Source organism: Variovorax boronicumulans (genome assembly GCF_009811375.1).
Taxonomy (GTDB): domain Bacteria; phylum Pseudomonadota; class Gammaproteobacteria; order Burkholderiales; family Burkholderiaceae_C; genus Variovorax; species Variovorax boronicumulans.
The window spans coordinates 3,653,917-3,668,721 of the sequence record NZ_BKDH01000001.1 but is presented as its reverse complement, the minus strand read 5'-3'; the positions used below and the strand labels follow the sequence as shown (position 1 = coordinate 3,668,721).

At 69.6% G+C, this 14,805-nt stretch carries 15 protein-coding genes; 8 read left to right on the top strand and 7 right to left on the bottom strand.

Annotated features, from left to right (window positions below; translation table 11 throughout):
- The first annotated feature begins 32 nt into the window (after positions 1 to 32).
- Positions 33 to 410, top strand: coding sequence for a nuclear transport factor 2 family protein (locus tag VHAB30_RS16850; protein WP_159277861.1), 378 nt, complete (start codon positions 33 to 35; stop codon positions 408 to 410).
- 10 nt (positions 411 to 420) lie between these two features.
- Here VHAB30_RS16850 and VHAB30_RS16845 read toward each other — a convergent pair whose 3' ends face one another.
- Positions 421 to 1,560: a helix-turn-helix domain-containing protein gene (locus tag VHAB30_RS16845; protein ID WP_159278368.1), complete on the bottom strand. Its 1,140-nt coding sequence runs from the start codon at positions 1,558 to 1,560 to the stop codon at positions 421 to 423.
- 187 nt (positions 1,561 to 1,747) lie between these two features.
- On the opposite strand from VHAB30_RS16845, the gene VHAB30_RS16840 reads away from it, so the two are divergent.
- From VHAB30_RS16840 to VHAB30_RS16810, 7 genes are all read left to right on the top strand, one after another.
- Positions 1,748 to 2,254, top strand: coding sequence for a (2Fe-2S)-binding protein (locus tag VHAB30_RS16840; protein ID WP_159277860.1), 507 nt, complete (start codon positions 1,748 to 1,750; stop codon positions 2,252 to 2,254).
- Positions 2,255 to 2,264: 10 nt separating this feature from the next.
- Positions 2,265 to 4,649 (top strand): xanthine dehydrogenase family protein molybdopterin-binding subunit, encoded by a 2,385-nt coding sequence (locus VHAB30_RS16835; RefSeq protein ID WP_159277859.1) that lies wholly within the window; start codon positions 2,265 to 2,267, stop codon positions 4,647 to 4,649.
- 34 nt (positions 4,650 to 4,683) lie between these two features.
- Positions 4,684 to 5,475: an FAD binding domain-containing protein gene (locus VHAB30_RS16830; RefSeq protein ID WP_159277858.1), complete on the top strand. Its 792-nt coding sequence runs from the start codon at positions 4,684 to 4,686 to the stop codon at positions 5,473 to 5,475.
- A 64-nt stretch (positions 5,476 to 5,539) separates the two neighbouring features.
- A complete protein-coding gene (locus VHAB30_RS16825) occupies positions 5,540 to 6,442 on the top strand; it encodes an AAA family ATPase (protein WP_095744327.1) in 903 nt (300 codons plus the stop codon).
- 19 nt (positions 6,443 to 6,461) lie between these two features.
- Positions 6,462 to 7,676, top strand: coding sequence for a vWA domain-containing protein (locus VHAB30_RS16820; protein ID WP_159277857.1), 1,215 nt, complete (start codon positions 6,462 to 6,464; stop codon positions 7,674 to 7,676).
- Between the two features lie 34 nt (positions 7,677 to 7,710).
- The gene (locus tag VHAB30_RS16815; RefSeq protein ID WP_159277856.1) at positions 7,711 to 8,373 is read left to right on the top strand and encodes a CoxG family protein; all 663 of its coding nucleotides are present in this window, start codon (positions 7,711 to 7,713) and stop codon (positions 8,371 to 8,373) included.
- Positions 8,374 to 8,389: 16 nt separating this feature from the next.
- Positions 8,390 to 9,412, top strand: a complete 1,023-nt coding sequence (locus VHAB30_RS16810) for an XdhC family protein (RefSeq protein ID WP_159277855.1) — start codon at positions 8,390 to 8,392, stop codon at positions 9,410 to 9,412.
- 25 nt (positions 9,413 to 9,437) lie between these two features.
- On the opposite strand, the gene VHAB30_RS16805 is transcribed toward VHAB30_RS16810, so the two are convergent.
- The 6 genes from VHAB30_RS16805 to VHAB30_RS16780 all read right to left on the bottom strand — a co-directional run bounded on the left by VHAB30_RS16805 (position 9,438) and on the right by VHAB30_RS16780 (position 14,775).
- On the bottom strand, positions 9,438 to 10,229 hold the full coding sequence (locus VHAB30_RS16805; RefSeq protein ID WP_159274623.1) for an ABC transporter ATP-binding protein: 792 nt from the start codon (positions 10,227 to 10,229) through the stop codon (positions 9,438 to 9,440).
- Positions 10,226 to 11,293: a dihydrodipicolinate synthase family protein gene (locus tag VHAB30_RS16800; RefSeq protein WP_159277853.1), complete on the bottom strand. Its 1,068-nt coding sequence runs from the start codon at positions 11,291 to 11,293 to the stop codon at positions 10,226 to 10,228. Before VHAB30_RS16800 ends, VHAB30_RS16805 begins: the two co-directional genes overlap by 4 nt.
- A gap of 12 nt (positions 11,294 to 11,305) precedes the next feature.
- Entirely contained in the window at positions 11,306 to 12,142 is an 837-nt protein-coding gene (locus VHAB30_RS16795) for a GNAT family N-acetyltransferase (protein ID WP_159277851.1), read from the bottom strand.
- Positions 12,143 to 12,146: 4 nt separating this feature from the next.
- Positions 12,147 to 13,196, bottom strand: a complete 1,050-nt coding sequence (locus VHAB30_RS16790) for an NAD-dependent epimerase/dehydratase family protein (RefSeq protein WP_159277848.1) — start codon at positions 13,194 to 13,196, stop codon at positions 12,147 to 12,149.
- Positions 13,193 to 14,005, bottom strand: a complete 813-nt coding sequence (locus tag VHAB30_RS16785) for an ABC transporter permease (RefSeq protein ID WP_159277846.1) — start codon at positions 14,003 to 14,005, stop codon at positions 13,193 to 13,195. The genes VHAB30_RS16790 and VHAB30_RS16785 overlap by 4 nt, the downstream gene beginning before the upstream one ends.
- Positions 14,006 to 14,085: 80 nt before the next feature.
- Positions 14,086 to 14,775 carry a TetR family transcriptional regulator gene (locus VHAB30_RS16780; protein WP_159277844.1) on the bottom strand — a complete coding sequence of 230 codons (690 nt, stop codon included), beginning with the start codon at positions 14,773 to 14,775 and terminating at the stop codon, positions 14,086 to 14,088.
- Between the last annotated feature and the right edge of the window lie 30 nt (positions 14,776 to 14,805).

Below are 14,805 nucleotides of genomic sequence, written 5' to 3'. Positions count from 1 at the left end.
TGCGGGTCGAACCCTCGAAAGGAACAGTCGCCATGAACACCGCCGCCCACGACGCCCATGCCATCGCCACGGGCTACATCGCCGTCTGGAACGAGACCGACGCCGCGCGCCGCGCCGCGCTCATCGACGCCGGCTGGACCGCCGACGCCCGCTATGTCGACCCGATGGCGCAGGCCAGCGGCCGCGAGCAGATCAGCGCGCTGGTCGGCGCGGTGCACCAGCGCTATCCGGGCTTTCGCTTCCACCTGCTGGGCAAGGCCGAGGCGCACGGCGACAACCTGCGCTTCTCGTGGACCCTGGGCCCGAGCGGTGCCGACGACCTGATCCAGGGCACCGACTTCGCGCAGGTCGACGCGGGCAAGCTGCACGTGGTGACGGGCTTCCTCGACAAGGTGCCCGTGGGCGCCTGAAAGGGTGGGGTCAGTCGCCCGCCGGCCGGCCGCGCCAGAGCTTGCGGTAGACCGTGGCGCGGCTGATGCCCAGCGTGCGCGCCGCCTCGGCCACGTTGCCGCGCGCGTCGGTCACCGCCTTGCGGATCAGGGCGGTTTCCACGTCGCGCAGGCGGGGGCGGCCGTCGGTTGCAGCGCCGGGCACGCCGCCATGCTCGCTGCCGCCGCGCTGGGCCCGCACCTGCACCCGCAGGCCCGACCACAGCGGCACCTCGAGCGTGGCGTCGCCGCGCCGGGCGGCGTCGAACATCATGTGCAGCGGCAGCGCGAACAGGTCGTTGAAATGCAGGCCGCCGGCATGGCAGACCAGCGGCTGGTGCAGCATCTGCCGCGCCGCCGCGTTGGCGCCGGTGACATGGCCCGCGGCGTCGATGCACAGCAGGCCTTCGGTGGTCTCGCTGCTCGGGCAGCCGGGCCAGAGCAGGCGCAGCAGCAGCTCGCAGGGCTCGCGCTGCACCAGCAGGTTCTCGATGCTGCGCGCCGACAGGGTGGCCAGGTGGCGCAGCTCGGGCCGCTCGACCACCTGCACGCCCGTGAGGTCGAGCATGCCGATGCAGTCGCCCCGGGGGCCGAAGAGCGGGGCGCCGGCGCAGCTGTACACGCTGGTGTCGTCAAAGAAGTGTTCACCCCGGTGCAGCCACACCGATTCCTGCTCGGCCAGCGCCGTGCCGATGGCGCTGGTGCCGATGGCGCTTTCCGACAGGTCGACGCCGATGCGCCCGATGTCGCGCGCATAGCGGGCGGCGGGGTCGGTGCCGTCGGGCAAGGTACCCACGTCGACCACGATGCCGCGGGCGTCGGTCAGGATGGCGAAATAGCGGGTGTCGGCGATGGCGCGCGAGAGCCGTTCGATCACCGGACGCGCCGCCGTGACCAGGGCCCGGTTGCATTCCGTGACCTCGCGGCTGGCGGTGCGGCTCACGGGCTCGAAGCTCACGCGCTGCTGGGGCCGGCGGCCGGCCTCCAGGCAGCGCTGCCAGGAGCGCGTGATGCCTGGGTCGACCCGCACGCTGCCGCGCGGGCGGGGGCCGTCGCCGTCGATCAGCTCGCGGCGCGCCTGCGCAATGGCCAGCGAGCGCTCAGCAGGAGGGGGGACGGCGGAAGCGGACATCATCGTGAAAGTTCTTCTTCGCGCGGGGAGGGCTGCTTTTGCGGGCCGGCCGGTTGGCAAGCTGTTTCATTTTGAGAATTTCCCGCGCTCTGTGCAAGTGTCAAGGGTTTTTGCCTAGGATAGTGCGAAAGGGCGGCATCCAAGATGCCTCGCTGAACCAGCCATCACCTTTCACGGAGACAGCCACATGCAGGTCGCTTTCAAGGTCAACGGCCGGCCGGTCACGGTCGACGCCCCAGCCAACACCTTCCTTGTGCACGCGATCCGCGAGCACCTCCACCTCACCGGCACCCACGTCGGCTGCGACACCGCCCAGTGCGGCGCCTGCACGGTCCACCTGAACGGTCGCGCGGTCAAGTCGTGCAACATCCTGGTCGCGCAGGCGGCCGGCGCCGACGTCACCACCATCGAGGGCGTGGCCGCCGCCGACGGCACCATGCACCCCATGCAGGCGGCCTTCAAGGAATGCCACGGCCTGCAGTGCGGTTTCTGCACCCCGGGCATGGTCATGAGCGCCATCGACCTGTGCACCCACCACCCCAAATCGAGCGAATCGGAGATCCGCGAGCTGCTGGAGGGCAACCTGTGCCGGTGCACGGGCTACCAGAACATCGTCAAGGCCGTGAAGATGGGCGGCGAGGCCATGGCATCGGGCAATCCGGTGCCGACCCAGCAAACCACGGTCACGGCCTGAGGAGAGCGACATGGGCGCTTCCGACTTCTCCAACCTGCCGCACATCGGCGAGGCATTGCGGCGCAAGGAAGACTACCGCTTCCTGACCGGCGCGGGCAACTACACCGACGACATCACGCTGGCCAACCAGAGCCATGCGGTCTTCGTGCGCTCGCCGCACGCGCACGCCGTCATCAAGTCGATCGACATCGCCGAGGCCTCGAAGATGCCCGGTGTGGTCGGCATCTTCAGCGGCAAGGACATCGAAGGAAAGATGGGCGGGCTGCCCTGCGGCTGGCTCATCAACAACCCCGACGGCACCCCGATGAAGGAGCCGATGCACCCGATCCTGGCGATCAATAAGGTGCGCTACGTGGGCGACCACGTCGCCATGGTGGTGGCCGAGACGGTCGAGCAGGCCAAGAACGCGGCCGAGGCCGTGGTGGTCGACTACGACGTGCTGCCCGCGCTGGTGAGCGTGGCCGACGCCGCCAAGAAGGCCAGCGGCGTCACCCTGCACGACGAGGCGCCCGACAACCAGTGCTACAAGTGGGCGCTGGGCGACAAGGCGGCGGTCGATGCGGTGTTTGCCACCGCCGCGCACGTCACCCAGCTCGACCTGGTCAACAACCGGCTCGTGCCCAACCCGATCGAGCCGCGCGTGGCCATAGGCAGCTACGCCCGCGGCACCGACGACTACACGCTCTACGTGTCGAACCAGAACCCGCACGTCGAGCGCCTCCTGATGACAGCCTTCGTGCTGGGCCTGCCCGAGCACAAGGTGCGCGTGATTGCGCCCGACGTGGGCGGCGGCTTCGGCTCCAAGATCTTCCTTTACGCCGAAGACGTGTGCCTGACCTGGGCCGCCAAGCAGCTCAACCGCAACATCAAGTGGACGGCGGAACGCTCGGAGTGCTTCCTGTCCGACGCGCACGGCCGCGACCATGTGAGCCACGCCGAAATGGCGATGGACAAGGACGGCAAGTTCCTGGCCATGCGCGTGCACACCGACGCCAACCTGGGCGCCTACCTGTCGACCTTCTCGACCGCGGTGCCGACCATCCTGTACGCCACGCTGCTGGCGGGCCAGTACACGACGCCGCAGATCTACGTCGAGGTCGATGCCTGGTTCACCAACACCTCGCCGGTCGATGCGTACCGCGGGGCCGGGCGGCCCGAAGCCACCTACCTGCTGGAGCGCCTGGTGTCGCGCTGCGCCTGGGAAATGAACCTGGGCCAGGACGAGATCCGCAAGCGCAACTTCATCACCAGCTTCCCGTACCAGACGCCCGTGGCGCTGCAGTACGACACCGGCGACTTCCATGCCTGCATGGACAAGGCGCGGGTGCTGGCCGAGGTCGACGATTATGCCGCGCGCAAGGCGGCGACCGAGGCCAAGGGCAAGCTGCGCGGCATGGGCTATTCGAGCTACATCGAGGCCTGCGGCATCGCACCGTCGAACATCGCGGGGGCGCTCGGTGCGCGCGCGGGCCTGTTCGAGTGCGGCGAGATCCGCGTGCACCCGACCGGCAGCGTGACGGTGTTCACCGGCTCGCACAGCCACGGCCAGGGCCATGAAACCACCTTCGCGCAGGTCGTGGCCGCGCGCCTGGGCATTCCGGTCGAGAACGTCGACGTGGTGCACGGCGACACCGGCCGCGTGCCCTTCGGCATGGGCACCTACGGCTCGCGCTCCATCTCGGTGGGCGGCGCGGCCATCATGAAGGCGCTCGACAAGATCGAGACCAAGGCCAAGAAGATCGCCGCGCACCTGATGGAGGCGAGCGACGCCGACATCGAGTTCGCCAACGGCGAGTTCACGGTCAAGGGCACTGACAAGAAGATCCCGTTCGGCCAGGTGGCGCTCACGGCCTACGTGCCGCACAACTACCCGCTCGACAAGCTCGAGCCGGGTCTGAACGAAACCGCCTTCTACGACCCGACCAACTTCACCTTCCCGGGCGGCACCTACATCTGCGAGGTCGAGATCGACAAAGAGACCGGCGAAGTCAAGGTCGACCGCTTCACCGCGGTGGACGACTTCGGCACCATCATCAACCCGATGATCGTCGAGGGCCAGGTGCACGGCGGGCTGGTGCAGGGCATCGGCCAGGCGCTGCTCGAGAACTGCGTGTACGACAACGAAACGGGCCAGTTGCTCACCGGCAGCTTCATGGACTACGCCATGCCGCGCGCCGGCGACTTCCCGCAGTTCAAGCTCGACACCGTCTGCACCCCCTGCACCCACAACCCGCTGGGCACCAAGGGCTGCGGCGAGGCGGGCGCCATCGGGTCGCCGCCGGCCGTCATCAACGCCGTGCTCGACGCGCTGGCGCCGCTGGGCGTCAAGGATTTCGACATGCCCGCTTCGTCCAGCCGCGTCTGGGAAGCGATGCAGGCCGCCGCCAAGCCCTGAACGACACAAGAAATAACAGAGAAGGAATCACCCCATGTATGCCTTCACACTCGAACGGCCCGCCAGCGTGGCGGACGCGGCCCGGCTGATTGCCGCGGGCGGCAAGCCACTGGCCGGCGGACAGACCCTGCTGGCCTCGATGAAGCTGCGGCTGTCGGCGCCCGAACAGCTCGTCGACCTCAGCGGCATCAAGGAACTCACCGGCATCAAGAAGGATGGCGGCGCGATCACCGTCGGCGCCATGTCGCGCCACCTCGACGTGGCGAACAATGCCGACGTGAAGGCCGCGTACCCGGCGCTGGCCGACCTCGCGTCGCGCATCGGCGACCGGCAGGTGCGCGCGATGGGCACGGTCGGTGGCTCGGTGGCCAACAACGACCCGGCGGCGTGCTACCCGAGCGCGGTGCTGGCCTCGGGCGCGACCATCGTCACCTCGAAGCGCGAAATTGCGGCCGACGACTTCTTCCAGGGCCTGTTCACCACGGCACTTGAAGAAGACGAGCTGATCGTCGCCATCCGCTTCCCGATTCCGAAGCGTGCGGTGTACGAGAAGCTGCGCCAGAAGGCCTCCAACTTCCCGCTGGTCGGCATCTTCCTGGCGCAGTACGACAGCGGCGTGCGCGTGGCCGTCACCGGCGCGGGCAACGGCGTGTTCCGCCATGCCGGGCTCGAAGATGCGCTCAACAAGAGCTTCACCGCCGCGTCCGCCGCGGCCGTGAAGATCGACGCGAGCGACCTGAACAGCGACCTGCACGCCTCGGCCGCCTACCGCGCGAACCTGATCAGCGTGCTGACGCAGCGCGCCGTGACCAAAGCACTCGGCTGAAGCAGCCCAGCGCCGCCGATCACCGGAAGGCGCGACAGCCTCGCGTCTTCCGCTACGCTTGCCCATGATCTTCCCGACCATCGACGCCCTTTCCGACGGCTTGCGGCAGGCCGGCTACTTTGCCGACCGCCGCCTGGCCACCGCGGTGTTCCTCGCGCTCAAGCTGCAGCGCCCGCTGCTGCTCGAAGGCGAGCCCGGCGTCGGCAAGACCGAGCTGGCCAAGGCGCTGTCGACGGCCCTGAACCGCGAGTTGCTGCGCCTGCAGTGCTACGACGGCATGGAGCAGCGCGAGGCGCTCTATGAATGGAACTACGCCGCGCAGCTGCTGCACATGCGCGCGGCCGAGGCCACCGGGGCGGCACGCGACGTGGAGGCCGAGGTCTACCAGCCGCATTACCTGATCCGCCGCCCGCTGCTGCAGGCACTGCAGACGCCGGCCCCCGGCTCGGTGCTGCTGATCGACGAGGTCGACCGCGCCGACGAGCCCTTCGAAGCCTTCCTGCTCGAGTACCTGGGCGAGTACCAGGTCAGCATTCCCGAGCTGGGCACCGTGCGCGCCGTGGTGCCGCCGGTCACCTTGCTCACCAGCAACCGCACGCGCGAGCTCAACGACGCCGTGAAGCGGCGCTGCCTCTACCACTGGCTCGATTACCCCGAGCGCGAGCGCGAGCTCGCCATCGTGCGCGCGCAGGTGCCGCAGGCCGGCGAGGCGCTGTCGGCGCAGGTGGCGGCCTTTGTCGCGCGGCTGCGCTCGGCACCGTTCGTCAATGCCTTCCAGCGCGCGCCCGGCATCGCCGAAAGCGTGGAGTGGGCGCGGGCGCTCATCGCGCTCGACACTGTCGAACTCGACCCCGAGGTGGTCGTCGACACCGCCGGCATCCTGTTCAAGCAGCGCGACGACGTGGCGGCGCTGACGCACGAGCTGGCCTCCGACCTGCTGAGGCCCGAGGAACCGCTCGCGAGCTGAGCGCGGCCGAGGCATCTACATGGCCGGCATCCAGCAACTCGGCGACGTGCGCAGCGGCAAGCTGGCGGGCAACATCGCCGCCTTCGGCCGCGCACTGCGCCGCGCCGGCGTGCGCACCGACGCCATGCGCATCGCGCTCGCCACCGAGGCGGCCACGTTGGTCGGGGTGGAAGACAAGCTCGACCTGGGCGCCGCCATGGAAGCCGTGATGGTCAGCCGCGAGCAGGACCGGCTGGTGTTCCGTGAACTCTTCGATGCGTGGTTCCGCGACCCCGAGCTGGCCAACAAGCTGCTCGCCCAGATGCTGCCCAGCGCCGAAGGCAAGGCCGAACCTTCCAAGCGCCGCCCGCGCGTGCGGGAGGCGCTGAGTCCGCCGCGCGACACCGTGAAGCCCGCGGCGCCGACGAAGCCCGACGAGGAAATCAAGTTCGACGCCGCCATGACGGCCAGCGACCGCCAGCGGCTGCAGCATGCCGACTTCAACGCGCTGGGCGCGGCCGAGTACCGGCTGGTCGAGCGGCTGGCGCGCGACATCCGCTTGCCGGTGCCCGAACTGCCCGCGCGCCGACTGCGCCCGGCGGGCGATGCCGGCCGCGCGCACGCGCGCATGCACTGGCCCGGCGTGCTGCACGAGGCGGCCCGCACCGGCGGCGAGATCCTGCGCCTGCCCCGGCTGGCGCGGCGCGAGCAGCCTCTGCCGCTCCTGGTGCTGGTCGACGTGTCGGGCTCGATGGAGCGCTACGCGCGCCTGCTGCTGGCCTTTCTGCATGCCGCCACGCGGCGCGCCGGCCGGCGCGACGTGTTCGCCTTCGGCACGCGGCTGACTGACCTCACGCCGGCTTTCCGGCTGGCCGACACCGACGCCATGCTGGGGGCCGCGAGCCTGGCCATCGACGACTTCGCGGGCGGCACGCGGCTGGGCGGCTCGCTGGCCGAGCTGCGCCAGTCGCACGCGCGCCGGCTCATCGGCCGCCGCACGCTGGTGCTGGTAATCAGCGACGGCCTCGACACGGGCGAGCCCGCGCAGCTCGAGACCGAACTGCAGTGGCTGAAGCGCCATTCGCGTCGGCTGCTGTGGCTCAACCCGCTGCTGCGCTTCGAGGGCTACGCCCCTCTGGCGCGTGGGGCCGCCGTGCTGCACCGCCATGCGGACGCGATGCTGGCGGTCCACAATCTGAATGCACTCGAACAGCTGGCCGCCAGCCTGGCCGCGCTGATGCGCGCCAGTCGCTAGGACCGGACTCAGGAAGGAACAAAGGAAACCCACCATGGAAATGCTCGGAAACCGCCGCCTCGGCGTCACCCAACAACAGGCCTGGGACGCGCTCAACGACCCCGAGACGCTCAAGAAGTGCATCCCCGGCTGCGACAAGTTCGAGCTCACGGGCGACAACACCTACAGCGTGGCGCTGGCCGTGAAGATCGGCCCGGTGTCGGCCAAGTTCAGCGGCAAGGTGATGCTGTCGGACATCGTCGCGCCCGACGGCTACAAGCTCACTTTCGAGGGGCAGGGCGGTGTGGCGGGGTTTGCGAAGGGCTCGTCGAGCGTGTCGCTCAAGCCGGTGGCCGTGGCCGACAGCGCACCCACCGCAGAGGGCGCACCTGCTGCCGAAGCCGCCCCCGTGGCGGCGGCACCCGCCGGCTGCGAACTCGACTACACCGTGCAGGCCCAGGTCGGCGGCAAGATCGCCCAGCTCGGCCAGCGCCTGATCGACGGCGCGGCCAAGTCCACCGCCGACGATTTCTTCAAGCGCTTCGAGGCCGAGATGCAAAGCCGCTACGGCCCGCCGCCCGCACCGCCCGCAGAAGCGGCGGCCGAAGCGCCCGCCGAGAAGGCCGGCGTGATGTCGGGCCTCATGAAGAAGATGGGCTTCGGCAAGAAGGACGGCGAGGACGCCAAGGACGCATCCACCCCGGGCGACGCCGCCTGACGCACAAGGTCCTGCCATGGAAAACCTCGACGTCATGGTGCTGCGCACGCTGCGCGACTGGCGGCGTGCCGGCAAGCGCGCGCTGCTGACCACCGTGGTGCGCACCTGGGGCTCGTCGCCGCGGCCCGTGGGCTCGATCATGGCGCTGGCCGAGGACGGCGCCGTGGTCGGCTCGGTCTCGGGCGGCTGCATCGAGGACGACCTCATCGCGCGCTACAGCCACGCCCACGGCAAGGGCGAAGACGTACCGCTGGGCGCGCCGCCCGCGCTCGTCAAGTACGGCATCACGGCCGACGAGGCGCACCGCTTCGGGCTGCCCTGCGGCGGCACGCTCGAGCTGCTGCTCGAATACGCGCCCGACGCCGACGCGCTCGACACGCTGGTCGCCGAACTCGAACGCGGCAAGCTCATGCGCCGCACGGTGACGCTGGCCACCGGCGCGGTGCGGTTGGCCGAGGCGACCGCGCCCGACGAGCTCACGGTGAACGACACCGAGCTCACCAACACCTTCGGCCCCGAGTACCGCATGCTGCTGATCGGCGCCGGCCAGCTCGCCGAATACCTCGCGACCATGGCCAAGTTCAGCGGCTTCGCCGTGACGCTGTGCGACCCGCGCGCCGAGTACCGCACCGCGTGGACGCTGTCCGGCGTGACGATCACCACCGAGATGCCCGACGACGCGGTGCTGGCCTTCCGGCCCGATCGCCGCAGCTGCGTGGTCGCGCTCACGCACGACCCCAAGCTCGACGACCTCGCGCTGCTCGAGGCATTGCAGAGCGAGGCCTTCTACGTGGGCGCCATCGGCTCGCGCCGCAACGCCGACGCGCGGCGCGACCGCATGATCGAACACTTCGACCAGACGGCCGAGTCGCTCGCGCGCCTGCGCGGGCCCATCGGCATCTTCATCGGCAGCAAGACGCCGCCCGAAATCGCGGTGAGCGTGATGGCGGAAATTCTGGCGGTGAAGAACGCGGTGACCTTGCCGCGCGAAGTGGAGGTAGCGCGCGCCAAGGAAATCCAGCAGCTGCAACCCAGCTGAGTTGAACCGGCCTGCTGCGCGAGGCTCAGTCCACGCCCAGCAGGTCGTAGATGCGGCGCACGTACTCGCCGAACTCGGGGCTGGTCTTCACATGCAGCTTGCGCGGCTCGGGCAGTTCGATGCGAAAGAAGTCGGCCATGCGCGCTGGCCCCGCCGTGAGCACCGCGCAGTGCGAGCCCAGGAACACCGCCTCCTGGATGCTGTGTGTGACCACGATGAAGGTCTTGCGGCTGCGCTCCCAGATGCGCAGCATCTCCAGGTTCATTTTTTCGCGCGTGAGCGCATCGAGCGCGCCGAAGGGCTCGTCCATGAGCACCAGCTTCGGGTCGTGGATGAGCGCGCGTGCGATGGCCGCGCGCTGCTGCATGCCGCCCGAGAGTTCGTAGGGCAGCTTGTCGGCGAAGCCCGTGAGGCCGACCATGTCGAGCAGCTCGTGCGCGCGCGCTTTGGCGGCCTTGCGGTCCAGCCCGAGGATGTCGGCGGGCAGCAGCACGTTCTCGAGAATCGTGCGCCACTTCAGCAGCAGCGGCTGCTGGAACACCATGCCGACGTCGCGGCCCGGGTTGAAGCCCGTGCCGCCAGGGCCGCCGATTTCGAGCGTGCCGCCGTCGTGGCCGTGCAGGCCCGACAGAATCTTCAGCAGCGTCGACTTGCCGCAGCCCGAGGGGCCGACCAGCGAGATCATGTCGCCCGCATGCACGTCCATCGTGACGTCGGAGACGGCGAGGAATTCTTCGTTGCGCTTGCGGTAGACCTTGCGCAGCTGCCGCATGCGGATCAGCGGCGCCTCCTGCGCGGGCGCGAGTACGGCGCTCATGCCAGCCACCGTGCCAGGTTGTCGCGCACGAAGGCGTCGTCGGCCAGGTCGCCGTGCTGGCGGTAGACGCGGTCGATCTCCGCCGATTGGCCCTGGCCCAGGCCTTCTTCGGGATCGAGGCACCAGATGCCTTCGAGCAGGCCCTGGCGCCGCAACACCTCGTGGCAGCCCGCGATGCAGCCGTGGAAGTTGTTCGCCACGTCGAAGAAGGCGGCGTTGCAGTCGGTCACGCGCGAGTCGAGCGCGAGCAGGGCGGGGCTCAACGCGCCGCCGCTGGCGGCCAGCTCGGCCTTGATCTGCTGCAGCTGGTGCACCGCGCTCGACGTCCACACCGACCAGTGGCCCAGCAGGCCGCCGCGAAAGCGCACCTGCACGGGCGCGCCGTCGCGCATCGCGGCAAAGGGCAGCGCCAGGTCGAGCACGATGTGGTCGTCGTTGCCGGTGTAGAGGAACACGCGCTCCTCGGCGCGCGCATCGACCAGCCCGCGCACCACGTCGATGCTGCGGTAGCGGTTGAAGGGCGCGACCTTGATGGCGAGCGCGTTGGGAATGAGCGCGAAGCGGCGCCAGAAGTCGCTCGACAGGACCGGGCCGCCGACCACGGTCTGCAGGTAGAAGCCGATCAGCGGAATCTCCTGCGCCACCGCCTCGCAGTGGGCGATGAGCGCGTCTTCCGACGCGCCGGCCAGCGCCGCCAGGCTCAGCAGCCCCGCGTGGTAGCCCAGCGAGACGGCGGTGCGCGCCTCGGCCTGCGCCTGCGCGGTCGGGCCGCACAGGCCGGCGATCATCGCCATCGGGCGGTCGTTCCAGGCCAGGCGGTCCTGCATCGCGGCTTCGAGCACGGTGGCGTACAGGCCGCGCTCGCGGATCGCGAACTGCGTGGTGTGCACGCCCACCGCGAGGCCGCCCACGCCGGCATCGACGTAGTAGCGCGTGAGCGCGCGCTGGCGCTGGCGGTCGAGCTGGCGATGCGCGTCGAGTGCGAGCGGATGCGCCGGGATGGCGGTGCCTTGCGACAGCAGCGCAAGCACGTCGGCGGGAAGGTCGGAGCGGTTCAATGGCATGGGCGAAGGTCCTCAGGCGAACTCGGGGCCGGCGATGGCGTGGATGAAGGCGGGGTGTCCGGTGGGCGGCTGCGCGCCCTCGCGCGTGGCCAGCGCCATGCGTGCGAAGCTGCGCTGCGGTGTGAAGCCGGCAGCGCGCAATGCGGCGGTCATGGCCTTGCGGTCGTCGGGCACGTCGATGTAGATGCGGCCGTCGAGGCCGCGTGCGGCCTGCGTCAGCAGCGCGGCGGCGACGGCTTCGTCGGACGACAGCAGCGGCCCGATGTGGTGCGCGGTGCGGCCCGCGCGCACGAGGCCGAAGCCCAGGCCGTTGCGCACGCAGCGGCTGTCCTCGCGGCCGAGCAGGTCAGCGAGCACGGTGGGGCGCGCGAAGCCCAGCGCCTGCGCGTCGAGTGCCGCCAGGTTGTCGAGGGCCGGCTTGTCGGTGGCGAGCGATGCAGTGGCGGGCGCGGCCTCGCGCTGCCAGCGCGTGAGCCGCCACAGCGGCGTGAAGCCGAAGCTCGCATAGAGCGGCTCGCCCTGCGGCGTGGCGTCGAGCATGGCGACGAGGCCGGCGGCCTTCGCTTGCTCAAGGCAGCGCGCGAACACCGCGCGGCCCAGGCCTTGTCCGCGCGCGGCGGGCATCACGAGGATCATGCTGATCCAGGCCACGCCGTCCATCGGCAGCACCGCGCCGCTGGCGATGAGTAGGCCTTCGCCGTCACGCACGCCATGCACCGTGCCGAGCCGCTCGAACAGCCGCCAGTCGTGCGCGGTCTGGTTCCAGCCGCTCGCGGCAACCAGCGCGTCGAGCATCGGGGCGATGCCGGGCGTGATCGACGACAGGGCTTCGACGGCGGGCATGGTCATGGGCTCAGTACTTACCGTCGCGCGATTCGAATTTGGTCGGTTTGCCGTACTGACGCTGCTCGCGCGAGATCCAGTCAGCCACCCAACGGATCTGCTGCGCCAGCGGCACGCGCGGGTAGCCGAACAGGCGCTCGGCTTCGCCGGTGTTCATCAGCCACGCGGTCGGGGCCTCTTGCCCGCTGATCGTCACGGGCTTGTCGAACTGGCGCGCGAACTCTTCCGCGAGCCAGCGGATCGACGTGGTCTCGGGCCCGCTCACGTTCAGCGGCGAGGTCGGCACCGTGGCCGCCGCGAGGCAGCGCAGCGCCTGCGCGTTCGCGTCGCCCTGCCAGATCACGTTGACGTGGCCCATGGTCACGTCGACCGGCTCGCCGCGCCACACCTTGAGCGCCACGTCGGCCAGCACGCCGTAGCGCAGGTCGATGGCGTAGCTCAGGCGGAACAGGCGGCCCGGTGTGCCGTGGCGCTGCGAGAAGTACTCGAACATGCGCTCGCGGCCCACGCACGAGTTGGCGTATTCGCCGGGCGGGTTGGGCGCGTCGCTCTCGCTCGCGCCCTGGCTGGTCACGGGCACGAAGGGGTACACGCAGGCGGTCGAGAAGGCGACGATGCGCGAGGCGTGGAAGTGCTCGGCCACCAGCGCCGGCACGTGCGCGTTCATGGCCCAGGTCAGCGGGTTGTCGGCGTCGGCGCCGAACTTGCGCCCGGCCATGAAGACCACGTTGGCGCACGGCGGCAGCGCGGCGATGGCGGCGCGGTCGAGCAGGTCGCAGGCGATGGTCTCGATGCCGTGCGCTTCGAGAGCCTCGCGCACGCCGGCCTCGCTGAAGCGAGCGACGGCGATCACGCGACGCCCGGGCATGGCGTTCTTCGCAAGGCGGGCCAGCGTGGGGCCCATCTTGCCGCCCACGCCGAGGATCATCAGGTCGCCATCGAGGCGGGCCATGTCGCGCACGAGGTCGCGCGAGGGCGTGGCCAGGTAGTCTTCAAGCGCGGCTTCGCTCTCGAAGCGCTCGGGAAAGGGCAGGTCGTCGAGGACAGGCGTGGAGGTCATTGGATTCTTGCGTCCTGGGTGATGAAGAGGCGCTCCAGCAGAAGCACCAGCAGATAGAGCAGCACGCCCAGGCCCGTGATGAGCAGCACGGCCATGAAGACCGCGGGCGTGTCCAGCGAGGCCTGGACCTGGATCATCAGATAGCCCAGGCCGCGTTCCGAGGCGATGAACTCGCCCACCACCGCGCCCGCCACGGCGAGGATGGTGGCGACCTTCATGCCCGAGAACACGTACGGCAGCGAACCCGGCAGCTGGATGTAGCGGAACAGCTGCCAGCGCGAGCCCTTGAGCGCGTGCACGAGGTCGAGCAGCTCGGGCTCGGTCTCGTTCAGGCCGCGGATGGTGGTCAGCAAGATGGGGAAGAAGCACAGGCTGAACGTGATGAGGATGTTCGGCCCGATGCCGTAGCTGAACCACACGATCACCAGCGGCCCCATCGCCACTTTCGGAATCATGTTGAGCGTGACCAGCAGCGGGAACACCAGCAGCATCAGCCGCTTGCTGGTGATGAAGAGCAGCGCGCAAAGAATGCCGAGCACCAGGCCCAGCGCGTAGCCGCCGAACACTTCGAGCGCGGTGACGCCGGTGTTCTTGAGCCAGCTGTAGTTCGGATTGGCCAGGGTGGCCAGCACCTTCGAGGGCGCCGGCAGGATGAAGGGCTGGATCGCGAAGATCCGCACCGCGAGCTCCCACAGCGCGATGCCCGCCAGATGCACCGCGACCACGAGGGCCCAGCGCTGCCATTCGGGGCGCTCGCCCGACAAGGGCGCAGGAGCGGGGGGCGCCAGAGCGCCATCAGGTGCCGTCATCTCAATTCCTGGGTCTAGGAAGCAATGCGGCGAATCATAGGAGTCGCCACGACCCGAGTCAACCAACTAGTTGATAATTTTCATGCGGCGGCCTTGTCGGGCCGCAAGGCGTTGAGCGCGAACTCGATCACGTGCCGGCGCCGCTGCAGCAGCGCGCCGCGCGCATCGAGCGGCTTGCCGAAGATGGCCGACAGCGTGTGGTTGTTGGAGAAGAAGAAATACGAGATGCCGGCGATCGAGATGTAGAGATTGATCGCATCGAAGTCGGGCCGGAACACGCCGGCCGCCACGCCGCGCTCGAGCGTGGCCTCCAGCATCTCGATGAAGGGTGAGTGCATCTTCTGCAGCCGCTCCGACTCGCGCAGGTGCGCGCCGTGGTTGCGGTTCTCGTCGGCCAGCAGCGCGATGAACTCGGGGTGCTCGGCCAGGTAGTCGAACGAGAAGGCCACCAGCTGCTTCATGGCTTCGAGCGGCTCGAGTGCGTCGAGCGTGAGCTTCTGTTCCTTCTCGCGGATCTCGGCGTAGACCGATTCGAGCGCGACCAGGTACAGCCCCTGCTTGCTGTCGAAGTAGTGGTACACGAGCTGCTTGTTGACGCCGGCGTTGGCGGCGATCTCGTCGACGCGCGCGCCCGCGAAGCCCTTGGTGGCGAACTCGGCCACTGCGGCGGCGATGAGGGCCTGCTTGGCGGCGACGGGATCGCGCTCGCGTTTCGTGGCGACGGCGGTGCGGGCGGGGGTGGCGGGGCTCGCGGGCTTGGTAGCGGTCATGGTGTTCTTGATTCTCCCGGCAGGGGCAAC